The organism is Halopseudomonas salina, from assembly GCF_014637955.1.
In the GTDB taxonomy this organism is placed as follows: Bacteria; Pseudomonadota; Gammaproteobacteria; order Pseudomonadales; family Pseudomonadaceae; genus Halopseudomonas; species Halopseudomonas salina.
Genome location: NZ_BMFF01000004.1, coordinates 43,566 through 60,985 on the forward strand (window position 1 = coordinate 43,566; position 17,420 = coordinate 60,985).

Below are 17,420 nucleotides of genomic sequence, written 5' to 3' on the forward strand. Positions count from 1 at the left end.
TGTCTGCAGTGGATGCAGAATCTATATTTACGGCCATAGCTACCGCAACTTTTGAACTGCCGGATCATCAGGATTCTGCGCTCGAAGCTCTTCCATCAGTGCCTTCGATTTTGCCGGCGCCTGCACACTCAGGTAGCTGACCAATGCCAGCCGCACCTGGCGGTTGGCAGGATCGGCAGCCAGGTTCTCTTCCAGTAGCCGCAGCGCTTTGTCCCGCTCGCCACTGTCATGCAGAGCGACTGCCAGCACGTATGCGTAGTCGGCGTTATCAGAGCCCAGTTGCTGGGCCAGGGCCAGGGCAAGCGCTGGCAGGGCCTCGGCGAGGTTGCCCTGGCGTACCAGAGCGAGCCCCAGCGCGTGGTGCAGGCTGGGTTCGTCTGGATGCCGTGCGATGGCCTGTTGCAGCAGCGTCAGGCCCCGTTTCGGGAGGCGAAAGTACTGCTCCTGCCATTGCGCCTGCATGATTATGGCGGGGAAAAAACCTGCATCGCGTTCAAGTGCATCGCGCAGGGCAGCCTCAACCTTATCTTCACGGCTGCTGAGTTGATACAGCATGGCCAGATTGAAGTGCGCGTCAGCGCGCTCCAGCAGATTGTTCTGCACCTGCTCGTATTCAGCGCGCAGTGCCGGCCAGGCAGTCAGCCCGGATCGTGTCTGCGCGGGCAACTGGGCCAGTTGCCAGGCAGCTGCCAGACGCACGGCACGAACGGGATCGGCTGCCAGCGGCGCGAGCAGGTCTCGCAGTTGGGTTTCGCTGGCAAGCGCGGGCAAGCTGTTGATGGCCGCCACCCTCACGCTGGGATCAGGATGTCGCACTGCGCGGGCCAGTTGCTGTAGTCCAGCGAGGGAAGGGTAGCGGGGCAGTTCGCTGACCAGCGTGGCCACTCTGATAGCCGGTTGATCGTCACGGGCGAGCTGCCTGAATAGGGCGGCTGCAGCGCCAGGCTTGCCGCCACGTGCAGCGGCCATATCCTGAGCATATCCGCCATCGCGTGGCAGCGCCTCGGGATACTGCGCCAGAAACTGCGCGACTAGCTCTCCAGGCTCGACCTGCTGATGGCAGCCCAGGCAGGCATCGCTATGGCTCAGCTCCAGTGCCTGCGCCGGGTTGGGCGAGGTGAAGCTGTGGTCATGGCGCAAGTCGTTGGTCATGTAAAGCTTGCCGGGCATATGGCAATTGATGCACTGCGCGCCTGGCGAGCCGTTTGGGTGCTTGTGGTGGTCTGGTGAATCATAGTTCTTTGCTTGCAGGCCGCCGCCCTGAATTGCGGCCCGGGTCGGCTGCGCATTGCTGTTGTGGCATTGGGTGCATACGCCATTGCCCGATGCGCGTAGCTCACCGCTGTGCGGGTTGTGACAATCGGAGCAGACCACTCCGGCGGCGTGCATCCTGCTCTGTTTGAAGGAGCCGTATTCAAACACCTCGGCCTTGATCTTGCCGTCTACCTCGTAGAGGTCCGCACTGAGAATGCTCGGCAGAAAGTCGTCCATCAATGCATTGCCATGTTGGTAACCGTCATCCAGCGGCGAGCGACGGCTATGGCAGCGGGCACAGACTTCCACTTCTTCAGTGGATGCAATGCTCGGGCTGGTGGCGAACCCCATGGAGTTATTTTGCTGATCGGGCTCGGTTGCTGGAGTGTCTGCGGCCCATTCGAGGTGCCCCGACGCAGGACCGTGGCAGCTCTGGCAGCCCACGCCCGGGGCTTGCCAGCGGCTGGCGAAAGTGTCGGTGGCGGCATCGTAGTTGCGTTTGAAGTCAGTGGCGTGGCACTCGATACACATGAAGTTGGCGTTCTGTACGCTACCAGTCCAGTGCAGGCGATCCTGGTGGTCCACACCCTGGTCCTGATACAGATGAAACCAGGCCTGCTGCTGCGTATCCCAGGCCATGCCATGGGCCTGCAAACGGCCGCCGGGCATTTCCAGAAGATACTGCTGCAGTGGCTCAATACCGAAGGTGTAGGCCACCTTGGCGTCTACGGGCTGGCCGTCAGCCCCCGGGGTCTGAATAACAAAGGCTCCGTTGTCGCGTAGAAACCGGCTGCTCTCTGTATCGCTGTCGATCTGCTGCCCGCTGAAGTCGCCGAGGACCGAATGCTCGGCGGCCGGCTGCATCGCCAGTTGGTGGTGCGAGCCTTGCCAGTCTGCAAAAGCCGCGGCATGGCAGCTCTGGCATTGGGCTTCATTAACCCACTCGGGCGGGGTTATGGCGGTGCTGTGCTCGGCTACAGACTCAGACTCAGACTCAGACTCAGACTCAGACTCAGACTCAGACTCAGGTATTGGTGCAGTGGGCGAGGGCACTGCCCACCACGCCGTCGCTGCTGCACCTAACAGCAGGAGGACCAGCGGCCAGGTCCAACGCCTACTCATGGTTGCGGGCAAGGACCAAGATTGGCATTGATGATGTCGCGGTCCAGGTCATTGGTAAAACCATCGATATTGAAATCATAGGTACTGGACCCACCCCAGCGCGCCTGCACGACGGCCAGGGCGCTCAGATCCAGATCATCCACCACGCCGTCGCCATTACCGTCTCCGGGACAACTTGGCTGTGAAGCCAGAACGGTGTTGAGCTCCGTTTGCAAGAGCGCAAGATTGCTCTGCTCCTGTGGGTTCAGATTTTGCGTATCGAGTTCAAGGCCGGCCCTGTCAAGTTGTGGCAGGATCGGATTCTGATCGATGGCATAGAACTCTTCCGAGACCACTTCAACCCCAGTGTCGGTAGTGACGTCGTAATCCAGCGCCTGATTACGCACCAGCTTGAACGCGTCATTGCGCACCGCCTGGGTGCCAGTCGGGCTCATGACAATGCGGTTGGTGTCGTAATTGGCAGGATCGTTATCGTAGATGGCCTGATTGACTTCCCAGCATTGGGTGAGAGCACCCTTGAGAACCGTTGGGTCGTCGGCACCAAGACCCCACCAGACGCCAGCGTTGTCCTCACACACACTTTTGCTGATGGGGGTGTGTGAGCAGGAGCTGCCGAAGAATACGCAGGGCCCGTTGCGCCCGCCGTTAACCTGGATATTCAGGCCCCCCTGGGTAAAGTTGTACTCGCGCAGGCTTTCCTGCGCGGGGTCTGCAAGGTAGGGCTGCATGCTTACCGAGTCCACGCCACGCGGTACCGCGGCAGATACGTCTATACCGGCCGTCTCGCCGAACAGCTGAAACACATCAACTGCGTTGATCATATGCTCCACGGCCCGGCCAGGTGCTTCCACCATGGGGCCGGCGACAATCAACGGTACCCAGACACCCGTCTGATAAGTGCTGCCTTTTGCGCGGTTGGGGTCCAGGGGCGCCTTGACTACAGGGCCGAAGCTGCCGTTATCGCCAATCACAACCACCATGGTGTTGCTCGCGGCCGAATCATAGATAAGGGAGCCATCAGGCCGTACCTGAGCGATGCCGGTTTCGACCAGCAAACGGCCCAGTTCGGTATCCATGGCTTCGATCATTGCATCGGACAGGCGGCGCTGATTCAGCGAGTCGCTGCAGTCACTGGTCAATTCTGCGTTGATGCCGGATGGTAGTAGCTCGGCAGGCGGTTGCTGCAGCGGCGTGTGAGCCGAGCTAAAGCTCAGGGTGGTCATCCAAGGGTCGGCTTGACTGTTGCGGGCGTTGATCCATTCAATCGCCGCATTCACCTCAATGGTCGAACGGTAGCCGCGCCCGCGCGTATCGCTCAAGGGCGCCTCGAGCACATTGCCCCCTGCGTTCACCACCAGAGGCGAAACATAATGTGCATTGGCCTGCTGGAAATTCACCTCGGCGGGTGCGTCAGCCTGGCAGGTCGCCTGGGGTACCAGCACGCCGCCGCGTGACACGCACTGCAGGCCGGCGGAATCTCCCAGTGCGCTGGCACCGACGATTTCCGTGCACTGGCTACCGCTATCGGTAGGCACATAGCATGCCCCATAGCTAGCGCCGTTGGGTTGGGTTTCATCCGGTATGTATCCGCAGTTGTACGTCCCGGGCGCGGCAACACCGCCAGCCGTGGTATCGATCGAGTCGGGCACCCCGTCGACCCAGCCGTAAAACGTCCCCCAGCCACTCTGGGCTGGCGCGCCGTTACCGGCCTCGTTGAACCCTGCCTGAGCCAGGTGATACTTGCCAAACATCGCACTGGTATAACCGGCCGGCTCCAATAGCTTGGCAACGGTGATCTCTTCTGGATCGGTCTGCGAATTGGCCAGGTCGTTAGGGCCTATGGCCAGTTTGATATTGGTCCGCAAGGGATAGCGCCCGGTCATCAGAGCGGAGCGCCCCGGGGAACACTCGGGCATCGACCAGGTATTGCGGAAACGCACCCCGGCATCAGCGATAGCACCGATGGTCGGCATGCTCGGCGCTTCCGCGCCACCGTAGCCGAAAGTGCTGAGCTGATCGACACCCACGTCATCCATGATTACGAACAGAATGTTCGGGGTCTCGGCGCCACTGACAGGAGGGGAGTTGTCACCCCCTGAGTCCGATCGGCAGGAAGCAAGGGCAAATAATCCAGCCAACAGCAGCACTTTGACGCCTAGTGTTGATTTCATGAGAATCTCTTCTAATTATTCGAGCTTTTCCAAGCGTAAGTGCTAGTTGAGCTGCAGGTATTGATTATTGCATGGCCGGTCACAGACACTCCAGACCGAGGTTGTCCTCGATGATCTGCCGGTCCGCGGCATCAGTCAGGCCATCCAGGTTGAAGTCGTACCAGCTGGAGCGTCCCTGGTTAAGTTGAGCGAACACCGCCCAGTCGCGCAGGTCTTTCTGGTTGACGACCCGATCCAGATTGCCATCGCCAGGGCAGGGCGGTTCGCTAGTGACTATGCTGTCCAGCTCCGCCAGCAAGGTTTCGTAATTCTGCTGCTGGTCCGAGGTCAGCGCTGGGCGGGTCAGCAGATCCTGGGTGGCAAAGTTGTCCAGACCCTGAAGGGAGCCGCTTTCGTTTATTTCATATAACTGGTTGCGCAGCGTGAGGCTGCCATCACCCGCTGCACAGTTGGGTTCTTCCAGCTGCAGCACCTTGAAGCGATCATTGCGCACCGTTCGCTGGGTTTCGGCAAGAATATCGAAAGGCGCTTCGCCGCCGTTTTCCCGGTAGGTGTTTACCGCGCAGCAGGAGCTAAAGGACTGGCCGGGCACCACACCGTCATCGCCATACCAGGTGCCACCCTCGGACAGACACAGGCCTTTCTGCGGGAACAGCTGCAGGCAGATATTGACGTCGGTGAGCACGCAGGGCTGCGGAATACTGTCAGCCAGGTTGCGTCCCGACATGGAGAAATTGGTGTCGCGCACGGGCGGCGCATCCGGGTTGGCAAGGTAGCTGTCCATTGGCTGGGCATCCAGTCGGTCAGCAACGGCCGGAGCGCTCAGGTCAGCACCGCCTAGTGTGGCAAACAGGTGATAGAGGTCGGTGGAGTTGACCATAGCGCCCACCGAGCGGCCGGGTTGTTCGACGGTGGCGCCAGTGACGATCAACGGCACCCAGATACCACCCTGGTAAACCGTACCCTTGCTGCGGGCAGGCAGGAATGGCTCCTTGACTACCGGGCCGTAGGTACCGTTGTCACCCACAAAGGCCACCACGGTATTGCTCGCTGGGTTGTATTCCAACTCGCCATCATCGTTTTCGATAAAGACCCCTGCCGCCAGCAGCACACGGCGTAGCTCGGTATCCAGCGCTTCCATGGTCTGATTCATCAACTGGCGGGTGTCTGCGTCGTTGTCACAGTCAATGCCGGTATCTAGCGCACCGGCTACGGGTGCCAGGCTGGCGGGTGCTGGTTGCAGCGGTGCGTGTGAGGCCGAGTAGCCAAGCGAAAGCATCCAGGGTTGGTCGTCCGCCTGCGCCTGCATCCAGTCGATGGCAAGGTTGGACTCCAGTTGCGTGCGATAAAGTCTTGAGGCGGGGTCATCCACGTCCAGGCGCCGTGAACTGTTCTCGTCGCTGATCACGACTTCGGCGGTGTAATAGGCATTCTGACGGGTGAAGTCGAGATAAGTGGGTATTTGCGCAGCGCATTGCTGGCCGGGATCAAACAGGCCGCCGCGCTCCAGGCACACCTTGCCGGGTACGGATGCATTGCCAGTCGTCAGCAATTCACAACTGCCGCTTGGCTGATAGCAGGCCCCGGTATCGGCGCCCTGGGGATGATCAGAGGCCAGGGGTACGAAGCCACAACTGAAGGGGGCGGCGCTGCTATCGAGGTTGTCCAACCCTGCCGTCACATCGATCGGGCGCGGGCCACCGTCAAAATAACCGGCGAAATAATCAAACCCCAGGGCCCTGATCGCTTCATCACCAAAAGGGTGGTTGGCCGGATTCACATCCGAACCTGTAATGTGAATCTTGCCAATATAGGCGCTGACATAACCCTCGGCTGCCAGAACGTGAGGCAGGGTTTTTTCAAAGGGTGAGGTCTGCGAGTTGACCAAATCGGTAGAAACGATCGCCGTGTTCACATTGGTCCGCGGCGGATAGCGGCCGCTGAACAGGGCTGCACGCGTGGTCGAACAGGTAGGCATGGACCATGTATTGGAAAAGCTCACACCAGTGGCAGCGAGGTTGCCAATGGTAGGCGTGGCTGGCGGCTGCGTACCGCCAAAGCCAAAACTGCTCAACTGATCGACGCCCACATCGTCAGCAATTATCAGAATCAGATTGGGTTTGTTTCCGCTGTCCGGCGCCGGGCTCTTTAATAATGCACTGCTACCACCGCTGTCGAGACAGGCAGTCAGCAACAGGGGCGAAAGCATCAAAGCCAGTATGCGTACCAAGTGAAGATTCTTGTGTTCTTCTAAGGCGCCTGGATGGTCGGCCAAGTGAGAATTGCTCTGCTGGTGGGTGTGTGTCCAATACTAGCCCGGTGCCATGAACATGTATGCACTTGATTCGCTTCAGAGGCCCCTGATCGCGTTTCAGGAGCCATGCTCTTGCCCTAAAGTGTATTTTTATAGATCACTCCCTGCTTGATGATCATCCGAAAATTCTGCTCGGGGTCAGCGATCAGCGCGAGATCTGCGGTCGGGTCACCCTCTACCAGCAAAAGGTCGGCAATAGCGCCGACCTTGACGACGCCCAGCGGCGCGGGCAGCGGATAACGTGGACCGGCCAGGCTCATTAGCGCGCCATTGTTACCGGTGGCAATTTGCAGAACCTCGCCAGGGGTATACCAGCGTTGCATGGACACCAAAAGCGCGTTCTGGCTTTCACCCAGATTGCCGGTGCCCAGCATATCGGTGCCAAAGGCGACCTTGATCTTGTGCTTGCGCGCCAATTCAAAGGCGCGATCGGTGCCCTGTTGCACCATTTGTTGCTTGAGGCGCGCCGCACCTGTTTTCGGGTTGGACAGCTCGTTGTCGATGAAGGGTTGCAGACTCCACCAGGCATCTTTTTTTGCCATCAGCCGCACGGTGTCCTCGTCTACCAGTTGCCCATGCTCAATACTGCGCGCGCCCGCTTCCAGCGCCATGGTGACTGCACGGGAGGTATAGGCGTGCACGGCGACATAGGTGCCCCAGTTTTCTGCAGCATCGACCGCTGCCTTCAATTCATCCGCAGTGTATTGGGTCACATCCAGCGGGTCGTACATTGAAGAAACGCCGCCACCGGCCATCAGCTTGATCTGCGTGGCGCCCAGCATCAATTGTTCTCTCACCCGCTTCAGTACCGCATCGGACCCGTCGGCAATCGCCGTAACGCCAACGCGATCGGCGTAATTCAAGGGAGCGTTTTGCGCCTGGGGTACTTCGTGGGGTAGCCGGAAGTCACCATGGCCGCCGGTCTGGGAAACCATGGCCCCAGAGGGGAAAATGCGCGGTCCCGTTACCAGCCCTTCTTCAATGGCGCGGCGCAAGCCAAAGGACGGCCCACCCATGTCCCTTACGCTGGTAAATCCACGCATCAGAGTGGCATCTGCCACCCGACCGGCGAGGAGATGGATGTAGGCGATATCCGCAGTCATTGCGCCGATCGAGGATGGGCTGACCAGGGCTGAATGCCAGTGGGCATCAATCAGGCCCGGCATGAGCGTACGGCCCCCGCCATCAAAGACCACGAGGCCATCATTCGCTGCGGATTCGATGGGGGTACTGCTGATATTGTCGATTCTACCGTTGCGCACCAGTACATGCATCGGCGCGCTGCTGCGTTCGGCGGATGTGCCATCAAACACATAGACGTTCCGCAGCAGCATGTCTCGGGCTACGGGCGGGGCTGCCTGGCTACTTACAGGGCCCAGCAGGGCAACAAAAAATACAAGCACAACGGGTAGGCGCATCATGGCAAGACTCCGGTGGGGGCTGGTTATTTATCAATGAATTCATCACTGAGCGCAATGCCCGCATTCAGAAAAACGCAGTCCAGTCGCTCGGATTTATCCAGCGCCGTGGCGATCATTCGTTGGTTATCAATACGCTTGCGCCCTGGGCTTGGGCCAGGCGCGCGGTAGCTTCTAAATGTACCCATGATCCGACTCCCTATGTGTGATAACCCTGTTTACTTCTAGTCACATTTATTCGATCAATGCGTGTGAAGACGTAGTCCGGGAGTGGGGCGCGACGAATCTGGTGTAAACTCGCCCCCTGACCCAGAATCAATGCGCCTACGGAGCCCTTTACATGACCTATATCGAAGAATCCCTGTCAGCGGGAGAGAAAGTCGAAGCACTTTTCCCTTTGCATTGGTTCGCCCGTTTGCCAATGATCCTCTGGATCGTACTGGCCATACCGACTCTGGGTATCACCTTGCTGTTAGCGCTCTATGAGTACCTCAAACTCAAGCACATGGAGCAGGGCGTGACCAACAAGCGCGTCATTCTCAAGCGCGGCATCATCAGTCGCAAAACCGATGAAATGAAGCTGCAGTCAATCGAAACGGTCGAGATCGACCAGGGTATTGGCGGACGCATGTTTGGTTACGGCACCGTCAAAATCACCGGTCGCGGTATCAGCGATGTGATCTTCAAAGCGATTGATGATCCGATGACGGTCAAGCGCCAGATTGAAAGCGTGAGCAATCCAGTAGGGTGACAGCGCTCAAGTACCTCAACGGGTACAGTCCGGATGTCAGGCAGCAGGTGCAGCGGCTGATCGACAATAATCAGCTGGGCACCTGGCTTGAGCAGCGTTACCCGCCGGAAAGTGGGCACAGCGTTCAGACCGATGCTGCTCTCTATGACTATACCCAGCGCCTCAAACAGCAACATATGCGTAGCAGCGGACCGGTCAGCAAGGTCTTCTTCGATACGCGCATGCACGTCATCGACAACGCCCTGGGTCAACATCAGTTTGTCAGTCGGGTGCAGGGCAGCAAGCTCAAGCGCAAGAACGAGATCAAGGTCTCGGCACTCCTCAAATCCCTCCCGGAACCGCTGCTGCGCATGGTCGTGGTGCATGAGTTGGCGCATTTGCGCGAAAAGGATCACAACAAGGCCTTTTACCAACTCTGCCAGCACATGGAGCCCGACTACCATCAGTTGGAACTCGACTTGCGGCTGTATCTGACCCTGCGCGGTTGAACAGCCCGATATGCACCGCTTGACCCTCCAGTAGCTATATGGTTTTTAATGGCGCAATCGAATCCGGGAAAAGGACGCAAGTGAGTGAAGGACGACAGTGTTGCCAGCCCCTGCTGCTGTTCGAGTGAGTCTGTTGCCCAGGTAAATACCGTGCACGCAGGTTCTGCCCAGTGGGCAAGCTTGTTCAAGATCCCCAAAATGGATTGCCCATCAGAGGAGCGCCTTATTCGGCTGGCACTTAACGGCTCCGATACGGTTCAGGCGTTGTTGTTTGATCTGGCCGATCGCCAACTGACCGTACTGCATGATGGTCCGGTAGATCCGATCTCCGCCAAACTGGCGACCCTGAACCTCGGGGCTCAGCTCCTGCAGACTCAGCCTGCCAACGCCGATCAGGTGCAGCAAGCGGAAGGCTCTGCACTCACCGAGGTTGCAGAGTCACGTACCTTGCGCTGGTTGCTGGGCATCAACGCTGTCATGTTCGTTGTTGAAATGACTGCAGGGCTCATCGCCCAGTCTGCCGGTCTGATTGCCGACTCCCTGGATATGTTTGCCGACGCCGCGGTTTATGGTCTCGCGCTTTATGCGGTAGGGCGTGCTGCCAGGTATCAGATGAATGCGGCGCGCTTTGCCGGTGTATTGCAGTTGGTCCTGGCCCTGGGCGTGTTGCTTGACGTAGGGCGTCGATTCCTGTTTGGCAGCGACCCGCAATCCAGCGCGATGATCGCCGTTGCCTTTGTCGCCCTGATCGCCAACAGCATCTGCCTGCTGTTGATTCACAAGCATCGCCACGGCGGTGTGCATATGAAAGCCAGCTGGATATTCTCGGCCAACGACGTCTTGATCAACCTGGGCGTGATCACCGCCGGAGTGCTGGTGCTCTGGAGCGGCTCCAATCTGCCTGACCTGGTGATCGGTACAGTCGTAGGCCTTATTGTACTCAACGGAGCGCGCCGTATATTGGCGCTGAAATCATGAGCGAACACAGCCACGATCACGGTCATGCCCATCACAACCATAACCACGGCACCGGCAAAACGTTGCTTTTTGCCCTGGTGTTTACTACAGCTTTCGCCATCGTCGAGGTTTTTGCAGGGCTGATGGCCAACTCGCTGGCATTGTTGTCTGATGCCGGGCACATGCTCACTGACTCGCTTTCACTTGCCGTTGGTGCCTTTTCCGCCTGGCTCGCCAACAAGCCCGCCTCACGCAGGCATTCGTTCGGGCTGCAACGTGCGGAGGTGCTGGGCGCGCTGTTCAACGTGATTTTCATGTTTCTGGTGATCGTGTATATCGCCTACGAAGCTATCCTCAGGATGCTCGATACCCCGGAGGTAGACGGGGGCACGGTATTGCTGATCGGCGGGCTGGGGTTGTTGGTCAATATCATCGTCGCCTGGGTACTGATGCGCGGTGAGCAAACCATGAACGTACGTGGCGCGCTGCTCCACGTGATGGGCGATCTGCTCGGCTCAGTGGCTGCGGTAGCTGCAGGGGCGATCATCTACTTTGGCGGCCCAGCCATCATGGACCCGATTCTGTCGGTGTTCGTGTGTGTGCTTATCCTGGTGTCTGCTGTCAGGCTGCTGGGCGCAGTCACCCGGGTGCTGATGGAAGGCGTACCACAGGGGATAGAGCCAGGCGACGTCAGCCAGGCTCTGTCAGAGATAGAAGGGGTGCGCGCCGTTCACGATCTGCACATCTGGAGCCTGTCCTCCACCAGCCATGCCATGGCCGCCCATGTGGACCTGGATGCCATGACCCAGTGGCACAGGGTATTACCGCAAATGCAGACTGTGCTGCGGGAGCGCTTCGGCATTGAGCACAGCACCTTGCAGCCGGAGGATGCGGAGATTCGGTTGGGGTGTGTGGTTGGTGTTGGGTGCGGCTCGGACGGTGCGCATGTTCACCGTTAGACCAGCAAGAAGTAATGACGGTTTTGATGTATTGCCTTTTAAGCTACAACTGTAGCCATTAAAGCTACATCAAGGTAAATCGATGCGAGATAGTTAACTCTTCTCCTAGTAGCGCCGCTTCCAATGCTCTGGCCAGAGGTGGTGGCAGGTTGTTATCGAGAAGAAATTTCACGCGGCATCCTTGCGCTCAAACCTGATGGCTGCCTCCACTTCGGCAGGGGTTAGATCGTAAATCAGGGCGACCCTGCGGATATTCTGGTCTTCGGCCTGGTACGCGGCGGCGATGGTTTCTGTATCCACACCGGACTTGGCAAGAATGGGTTTGCCGAAGTGTCTCGCTGGGTCAAGCACCACGGCCTTGCTCCGTGTGAGAGGATACCAGCGCAGGGCCTCGCCATCGCTGTCATAGTCGATGCCAGCGTAAAGCGAGGCGCTGATAACCTGCCTGAAGGCATATTGGCGCTTTACGAGATCGATAAGAGTTTCGTCACCGGTCTCTTCCATGACCGTGGCAAAAATACTCTGACCGTCGGTTTGGAAGCGCCTGCAGGTAAAGGGGTAGGGCTGGTCAAACCACTCTCGTGCATGACCGGCAGCCGCTCGGATGGACTGCAGACTGACGCCATATTGACGGAAAGCATGCACAAAACGGATTTCAAGCAGGTCATGAAAGCTCAGGGTTTTCTCTTCGAGCTCTCCTAGTGCAGGTTGCCATAGGCTAGCGTGGCTTTTTCCGCCCGCACGGTAACCGAAGACCCAGCGGTTGATCTGATCCGCCGGAATACCGGTGTAACTGGAAGCTTCGGGCAGGCTGTAGAGACCAACGCCGAGCAAAGGGCTTAGAGGTTCTGGGGTTTTCATGATTAAGGTACTGATCATTGCCATCCTTGGCTCCGTGTTGATGCGTAATGATATGAAGTATGGACCAATAGCCATAATTCGGAAACAGGCAGCTAGGATGAGTGCCTAAATCGAAATGCTTTTACGGCGAGGTCTGTTAGTCACTAGATCGCGCTCGATCCGCGCCCGGATCAAGCCGCTTATGTTTGTCCCTAGAGACAACGGACCTCAGATAATGCAAAGTGGATCACATAACAAACCGGCTACCTGAGTGTTGTTCGGTAACGTATTCGTGCTGACAAGGATTTTGGAGAGAACGTGTCCGAACTGGAACGGCCGAGCTTTCAGGTTGAAAGGGAGTTTCTTACTGATGACATCGCCTGAACCCACCAGCAATTTTGGTTTTCTGGCAGAACACGATCCGCTTTTTGTCGAAATTGCCCAGTCCGCCGAGCGGGCCTTTGCTGGCGACCCCAACACCACTCTGATCAAATTGCGTCAGCTGGGTGAGGCATTGGCCCAGCACCTTGCTGCCCGGGCCGGTATCGAGTTCGACGATCAAACCAGCCAGGCCGATCTGCTGTTCAAGATCAACCGTGAGCTCAAGCTGGAACCGGTGGTGCGCGAGCTGTTTCATACCCTGCGTATCGAGGGCAACAAAGCCACGCACCAATTCAAGACGCTGCACAAGGAAGCCATCAGCGGTCTGGTAGTCGCCCGCAAACTGGCCATCTGGTTTCATCAAACCTTTGGCAAAACCGGTGTGCACTTCAAGCCCGGCCCCTTTATCCCGCCTGCTGATCCCAGCGAACAGTTGCGCAACCTGCAGACTGAAATTAGCAAGCTGAAATACGAGCTGCAGCAAGCCAATATGGGCCTTGATTCGAGCCAGCAGCTCAATGAGCTGATCGCCAAAGAGAAGGACGAATACGAAGCCCTGGCCCATGCTATGGATGAAGAGTCGCGAGCCCTGGCCCAGCAAGCTGCCACCCATGAGCAGGCGCTCAATCAGCAACAGCAGGCTTATGAAGCCCGTATCAAAGCCCTTCAAGCTGAACTGACGTCACAGGATGACAAGACACAAACCGCTCAACGCCAGACACTCAGCCGCAACACGCAAGCCGCCACCCAGCATATTGTTCTGGATGAAGCCCTCACCCGCATTTTGATTGATCAGCAGCTGATTGAAGCGGGATGGCAAGCTGATAGTGAAGCCCTCACCTACAAGAGCGGAGCCCGCCCGGAGAAGGGCAAGAACCTCGCCATAGCCGAATGGCCAACCCAGTACAAAGGCGAGAACGGCCGCGCCGATTATTTGCTGTTTGCTGGCCTGACACCGATCGCCGTGGTGGAAGCCAAAAAGGAAAACACCAATGTTGCCGGAAAGATTGGCCAGGCCGAGCGTTACAGCAAGGGCTTGAGCGTCACCGCGCCGCTTATTGGCGCCTGGGAGCAGGCAGGGCAGACCGTTGCTTGGCCCGATGACGAAGACGGCCATTACAAAGTGCCTTTCGTATACTCCTGCAACGGGCGCCCCTTTGTTAAGCAGCTGGCAGAACAGTCAGGTACCTGGTTTCGGGACGTGCGGCACCCGGCCAATACCAGAAGAGCGCTGCCCAGCTTCCACAGCCCAGAGGGCCTGCGCGATTTGCTAACGCGTAGTAAAGAGGCCGCGCAAGCCCAATTGCAGGCCGAGCCTTTCGGTTACCTGAAACTGCGCGCCTATCAACAAAAGGCCATTGTGGCGGTAGAAAACACACTGGCTAAAGAAATTCGTGTGGCGCTGCTGGCCATGGCCACCGGTACTGGTAAAACCCACACCATCATCGGGCTGATGTACCGCTTTCTGAAAACCGAGCGTTTCAAACGCATCCTGTTTCTGGTAGATCGTACTGCTCTGGGCCAACAGGCTATCGACGCCTTCAACGAAGCATCGCTAGAACAGAATCAGACGCTGTCGCAGATCTACAACGTCGCGGAGCTGGGTGACATGGCCGCCGAGGCCGCAACCCGCATCCAGGTCGCCACCGTGCAGGCCATGGTCAAGCGCATATTCATGAACGACAACCCGCCGCCGGTGGACCAGTTTGATTGCATTATCATCGACGAAGCCCACCGCGGTTACACCCTGGATCAGGAAATGACCGAGGGCGAACTGGCCACCCGTGATGCCAGCCAATACCTCTCCAGTTACCGCCGCGTACTGGACTACTTTGACGCGGTGAAAATCGGCCTGACCGCCACGCCGGCCAAACACACCAGCGAGATTTTCGGCAAGCCGGTTTACATCTACACCTACCGTGAAGCCGTCGCCGAGGACTGGCTGATCGATCACGAGCCGCCCATTCGCTATGAAACCCTGCTGACGCAAAACGGTATTACCTTCGCCAAGGGCGAAAAGGTCAGCGCTATCAATACCCAGACCGGCGAAGTGCAAAGCGCCGAACTGGATGACGAGTTGAATTTCGAGGTCGATGCCTTCAACCGTCGCGTCATCAACGAGAACTTCAATCGAGTGATCTGTCAGCAGCTGGTACAGGAGTTGGATCCGTTCGCTGATGAGAAGACCCTGATTTTCTGCGCCACCGACCTGCACGCCGATATGGTCAAACGACTGCTGGATGAGGCCTTCAAGGAGCTTTATAACGGCGAATACAACCAGGCCGCAGTAGCCAAGATCACCGGCCAGAGCGACAAGGTCGAGCAGCTGATCCGCCAGTACAAGAACGAGCGTTACCCGAATATCGCCATCACCGTAGACCTGCTGACCACCGGCATCGACGTACCGAAGATCTGCCATCTGGTATTCATGCGCCGGGTCAAGTCGCGCATTCTGTATGAACAGATGATTGGCCGTGCCACCCGCCGCTGTGACGAGATCGGCAAAACCGTATTCCGCATCTACGACCCAGTGGATATCTACGCCGCCCTTAGCGACGTCAATACCATGAAGCCGCTGGTCAAGGATCCGAATATCAGCCTGGAACAGCTGCTGGAGGAGATCACCAACCCCGAGCAACTGGAACGCGCCCTCAGCGCACCAGGGGACAGCGCTGGTGAAAGCCATGCCGACGTGGTGCTCAGCCAGCTAAGCCAGAAAGTCATGCGCGTGCTGCGCAAAGCCGAGAAAAAGGCCGAAACCAAACCGGCGGTCAAACACAAGCTTGATGAACTGCAGGATCTATGGGGCGTAGAGCCGAAAACGCTTCACACTCATTTGCGCAAGCTAGGTCCCAAGCAGGCCGCCCAGTTCATCACCCAGCACAATGGCTTGCTGCATCAGTTGAACGAGGTCAACAACCTACTTGGCAGCGACCGCCAGCCGGTTATTTCCGAACACCCCGACGAGATCCGCGAGCGCACGCAAAGCTATGGCGTGCATCAGAAGCCGGAGGACTATCTGGACAGCTTCAATCGGTTTATCCGCGAACAACTCAACCAGAATGCAGCCCTGGCAGTGGTGGTCAACAAGCCGCGCGACCTGACACGGGAGCAGCTCAAAGAGATCAAACTACTACTCGATGGCGCCGGGTACAGCGAGGCCAAGCTGCAAACCGCCGTCCGCAACCAGACCAACCAGGATATCGCCGCCAGCATCGTCGGCCATATTCGTCGCGCCGCCCTGGGCGAGGCCCTGGTGCCCTTTGAGCAGCGGGTAGCCCAGGCCATGCAGCGTATTTACCAGAGCCATAAATGGCTGCCCGCGCAGCGCAAATGGCTGGAACGCCTGGCCAAACAGCTGGTGCACGAAGTGATCATTGATCGCGACTTTGTGAACAGCCGATTCTCGGAGCACGGGGGTGCCAAACAGCTGGACAAGATTCTGAATAGTCAGTTGGACAGCCTGCTGGTGGAGCTAAACAAAGCCATATGGCCAGAAGTGGGCTGAAAAGCCGGGCAATCGGCAAAGGGTGGCGTCATTTTCTATACATGAGCCTATTGATATGTATAGAAAATAACGATTTCTATGCATGTTCTCCGCGACATGTATAAAATCCAACAAAATCTATATCTGAAAAACCAGTCCATGGATCAAGGCCTGTTACATGAGCGGATACAGCATTCCAGAACTCCCGATCAGCAATCTGAGTAGCCTTGAGACCCGTGCGGTGTTGAAAAAAACCGCCGAGGCTCATCGCTATCTGGCTGAACTCAAGGGCGTTGCCGCCACCATTCCAAACGAAGCCATATTGATCAACACACTGGCCCTGCAGGAGGCAAAAGACAGCTCCGAGATCGAGAACATCGTTACCACGCACGATGAGCTGTATAAAGCTAACCTGAACGTTGAGGCTGTTACCCCCATTGCCGCCAAGGAAGTGCAAGACTATGCCTACGCACTTAGGCAGGGATTTCTTGGCGTCAGGCAGACCGGGTTACTTCGACTAAACGATATTATTGACGTTCAGCAGCTGCTCGAACGCAACAAGGCAGGCTTGCGTCGGCTGCCAGGTACCGAGCTGAAAAATGCCGCGACCGGCGCAGTTATCTACACTCCGCCGCAGCACGCAGAAATCATAGAAAAATTGATGGCGAATCTAGTCACCTACATCAACGATGACAGTCTATGTGATGCAGATCCATTGGTAAAAATGGCCATCATTCACCACCAGTTCGAAAGCATTCATCCGTTCTACGATGGCAACGGCCGCACCGGGCGCATCCTCAATCTGCTATATCTGGTCGCCAAAGACCTTCTCAACCTGCCGGTGCTATACCTGAGTCGTCACTTTATTCGTAACAAGGCCGCTTATTATCAGCAATTGCAGCAGGTGCGTGAAAGCGGAGAATGGGAGCCCTGGCTGCTATACATGCTCGACGCGCTGATCGAAACATCGCAGCACACCATCGAGCTGATACAGGCAATGAAAGTCCTGATGACGGAATATAAGCAAAGGATGCGCGCCGAGCTGCCCAAAATTTACCGGCAGGAGCTGCTCAATAACTTGTTCAACCACCCGTACACCAAAATCGAATTTGTCATGGAAGACCTGCAAGTCTCCCGCATTACTGCAACCAAATACCTTGATCAACTGGTGGAGCACGGCCTTCTGGTCAAAGAAAAGGTAGGCCGCAGCAACTACTACATCAATCAGCCCTTGGTCCGCTTGCTTAGCGAAGCCCCCCAGTTTCCAACCAATTGAGA

General features: G+C 57.5%; 12 protein-coding genes. 6 read left to right on the forward strand and 6 right to left on the reverse strand.

The genetic code is table 11. From position 1 onward, the window contains the following. Window positions 1–39: 39 nt before the first annotated feature. The 5 genes from IEV54_RS10325 to IEV54_RS17355 all read right to left on the reverse strand — a co-directional run bounded on the left by IEV54_RS10325 (window position 40) and on the right by IEV54_RS17355 (window position 8,467). Window positions 40–2,118, reverse strand: a complete 2,079-nt coding sequence (locus tag IEV54_RS10325; RefSeq protein ID WP_223825404.1) for a tetratricopeptide repeat protein — start codon at window positions 2,116–2,118, stop codon at window positions 40–42. Window positions 2,119–2,372: 254 nt separating this feature from the next. Beyond that, window positions 2,373–4,547, reverse strand: coding sequence for a sulfatase-like hydrolase/transferase (locus IEV54_RS10330; protein ID WP_150277065.1), 2,175 nt, complete (start codon window positions 4,545–4,547; stop codon window positions 2,373–2,375). A 79-nt stretch (window positions 4,548–4,626) separates the two neighbouring features. Then, window positions 4,627–6,777: a sulfatase-like hydrolase/transferase gene (locus IEV54_RS10335; RefSeq protein ID WP_223825403.1), complete on the reverse strand. Its 2,151-nt coding sequence runs from the start codon at window positions 6,775–6,777 to the stop codon at window positions 4,627–4,629. 161 nt (window positions 6,778–6,938) lie between these two features. Next, on the reverse strand, window positions 6,939–8,282 hold the full coding sequence (locus IEV54_RS10340; protein WP_223825402.1) for a metal-dependent hydrolase family protein: 1,344 nt from the start codon (window positions 8,280–8,282) through the stop codon (window positions 6,939–6,941). Between the two features lie 23 nt (window positions 8,283–8,305). Beyond that, complete coding sequence (locus IEV54_RS17355; RefSeq protein ID WP_223825401.1) at window positions 8,306–8,467, reverse strand: hypothetical protein; 162 nt, start codon at window positions 8,465–8,467, stop codon at window positions 8,306–8,308. Between the two features lie 152 nt (window positions 8,468–8,619). Between IEV54_RS17355 and IEV54_RS10350 the strand changes: the two genes are divergently transcribed. The 4 genes from IEV54_RS10350 (at window position 8,620) to IEV54_RS10365 (ending at window position 11,434) form a co-directional block, all read left to right on the forward strand. Further along, window positions 8,620–9,030 (forward strand): PH domain-containing protein, encoded by a 411-nt coding sequence (locus IEV54_RS10350; protein WP_150277064.1) that lies wholly within the window; start codon window positions 8,620–8,622, stop codon window positions 9,028–9,030. Continuing rightward, a complete protein-coding gene (locus IEV54_RS10355; RefSeq protein WP_150277063.1) occupies window positions 9,027–9,518 on the forward strand; it encodes a M48 metallopeptidase family protein in 492 nt (163 codons plus the stop codon). Before IEV54_RS10350 ends, IEV54_RS10355 begins: the two co-directional genes overlap by 4 nt. A gap of 84 nt (window positions 9,519–9,602) precedes the next feature. Continuing rightward, window positions 9,603–10,496, forward strand: coding sequence for a cation efflux transmembrane domain-containing protein (locus tag IEV54_RS10360; protein WP_373286444.1), 894 nt, complete (start codon window positions 9,603–9,605; stop codon window positions 10,494–10,496). Continuing rightward, window positions 10,493–11,434, forward strand: coding sequence for a cation diffusion facilitator family transporter (locus IEV54_RS10365; RefSeq protein ID WP_150277062.1), 942 nt, complete (start codon window positions 10,493–10,495; stop codon window positions 11,432–11,434). Before IEV54_RS10360 ends, IEV54_RS10365 begins: the two co-directional genes overlap by 4 nt. A gap of 168 nt (window positions 11,435–11,602) precedes the next feature. Here IEV54_RS10365 and IEV54_RS10370 read toward each other — a convergent pair whose 3' ends face one another. Further along, window positions 11,603–12,295 carry a DUF433 domain-containing protein gene (locus IEV54_RS10370; RefSeq protein WP_150277127.1) on the reverse strand — a complete coding sequence of 231 codons (693 nt, stop codon included), beginning with the start codon at window positions 12,293–12,295 and terminating at the stop codon, window positions 11,603–11,605. A 349-nt stretch (window positions 12,296–12,644) separates the two neighbouring features. On the opposite strand from IEV54_RS10370, the gene hsdR reads away from it, so the two are divergent. Continuing rightward, on the forward strand, window positions 12,645–16,163 hold the full coding sequence (gene hsdR / locus IEV54_RS10375; protein WP_150277061.1) for a type I restriction-modification system endonuclease: 3,519 nt from the start codon (window positions 12,645–12,647) through the stop codon (window positions 16,161–16,163). Window positions 16,164–16,320: 157 nt separating this feature from the next. After that, the gene (locus tag IEV54_RS10380) at window positions 16,321–17,418 is read left to right on the forward strand and encodes a Fic family protein (RefSeq protein ID WP_150277060.1); all 1,098 of its coding nucleotides are present in this window, start codon (window positions 16,321–16,323) and stop codon (window positions 17,416–17,418) included. Window positions 17,419–17,420: the final 2 nt, after the last annotated feature.

Excerpts from the sequence above, each read along its gene's own strand:
- IEV54_RS10325 (WP_223825404.1), bottom strand. The coding sequence starts at position 2,118 with ATGCAGCCGGCCGCCGAGCATTCGGTCCTCGGCGACTTCAGCGGGCAG.
- IEV54_RS10330 (WP_150277065.1), bottom strand. The coding sequence starts at position 4,547 with ATGAAATCAACACTAGGCGTCAAAGTGCTGCTGTTGGCTGGATTATTT.
- IEV54_RS10340 (WP_223825402.1), bottom strand. The coding sequence starts at position 8,282 with ATGATGCGCCTACCCGTTGTGCTTGTATTTTTTGTTGCCCTGCTGGGC.
- IEV54_RS17355 (WP_223825401.1), bottom strand. The coding sequence starts at position 8,467 with ATGGGTACATTTAGAAGCTACCGCGCGCCTGGCCCAAGCCCAGGGCGC.
- IEV54_RS10350 (WP_150277064.1), top strand. The coding sequence starts at position 8,620 with ATGACCTATATCGAAGAATCCCTGTCAGCGGGAGAGAAAGTCGAAGCA.
- IEV54_RS10365 (WP_150277062.1), top strand. The coding sequence starts at position 10,493 with ATGAGCGAACACAGCCACGATCACGGTCATGCCCATCACAACCATAAC.
- IEV54_RS10370 (WP_150277127.1), bottom strand. The coding sequence starts at position 12,295 with ATGAAAACCCCAGAACCTCTAAGCCCTTTGCTCGGCGTTGGTCTCTAC.
- hsdR (WP_150277061.1), top strand. The coding sequence starts at position 12,645 with ATGACATCGCCTGAACCCACCAGCAATTTTGGTTTTCTGGCAGAACAC.
- IEV54_RS10380 (WP_150277060.1), top strand. The coding sequence starts at position 16,321 with ATGAGCGGATACAGCATTCCAGAACTCCCGATCAGCAATCTGAGTAGC.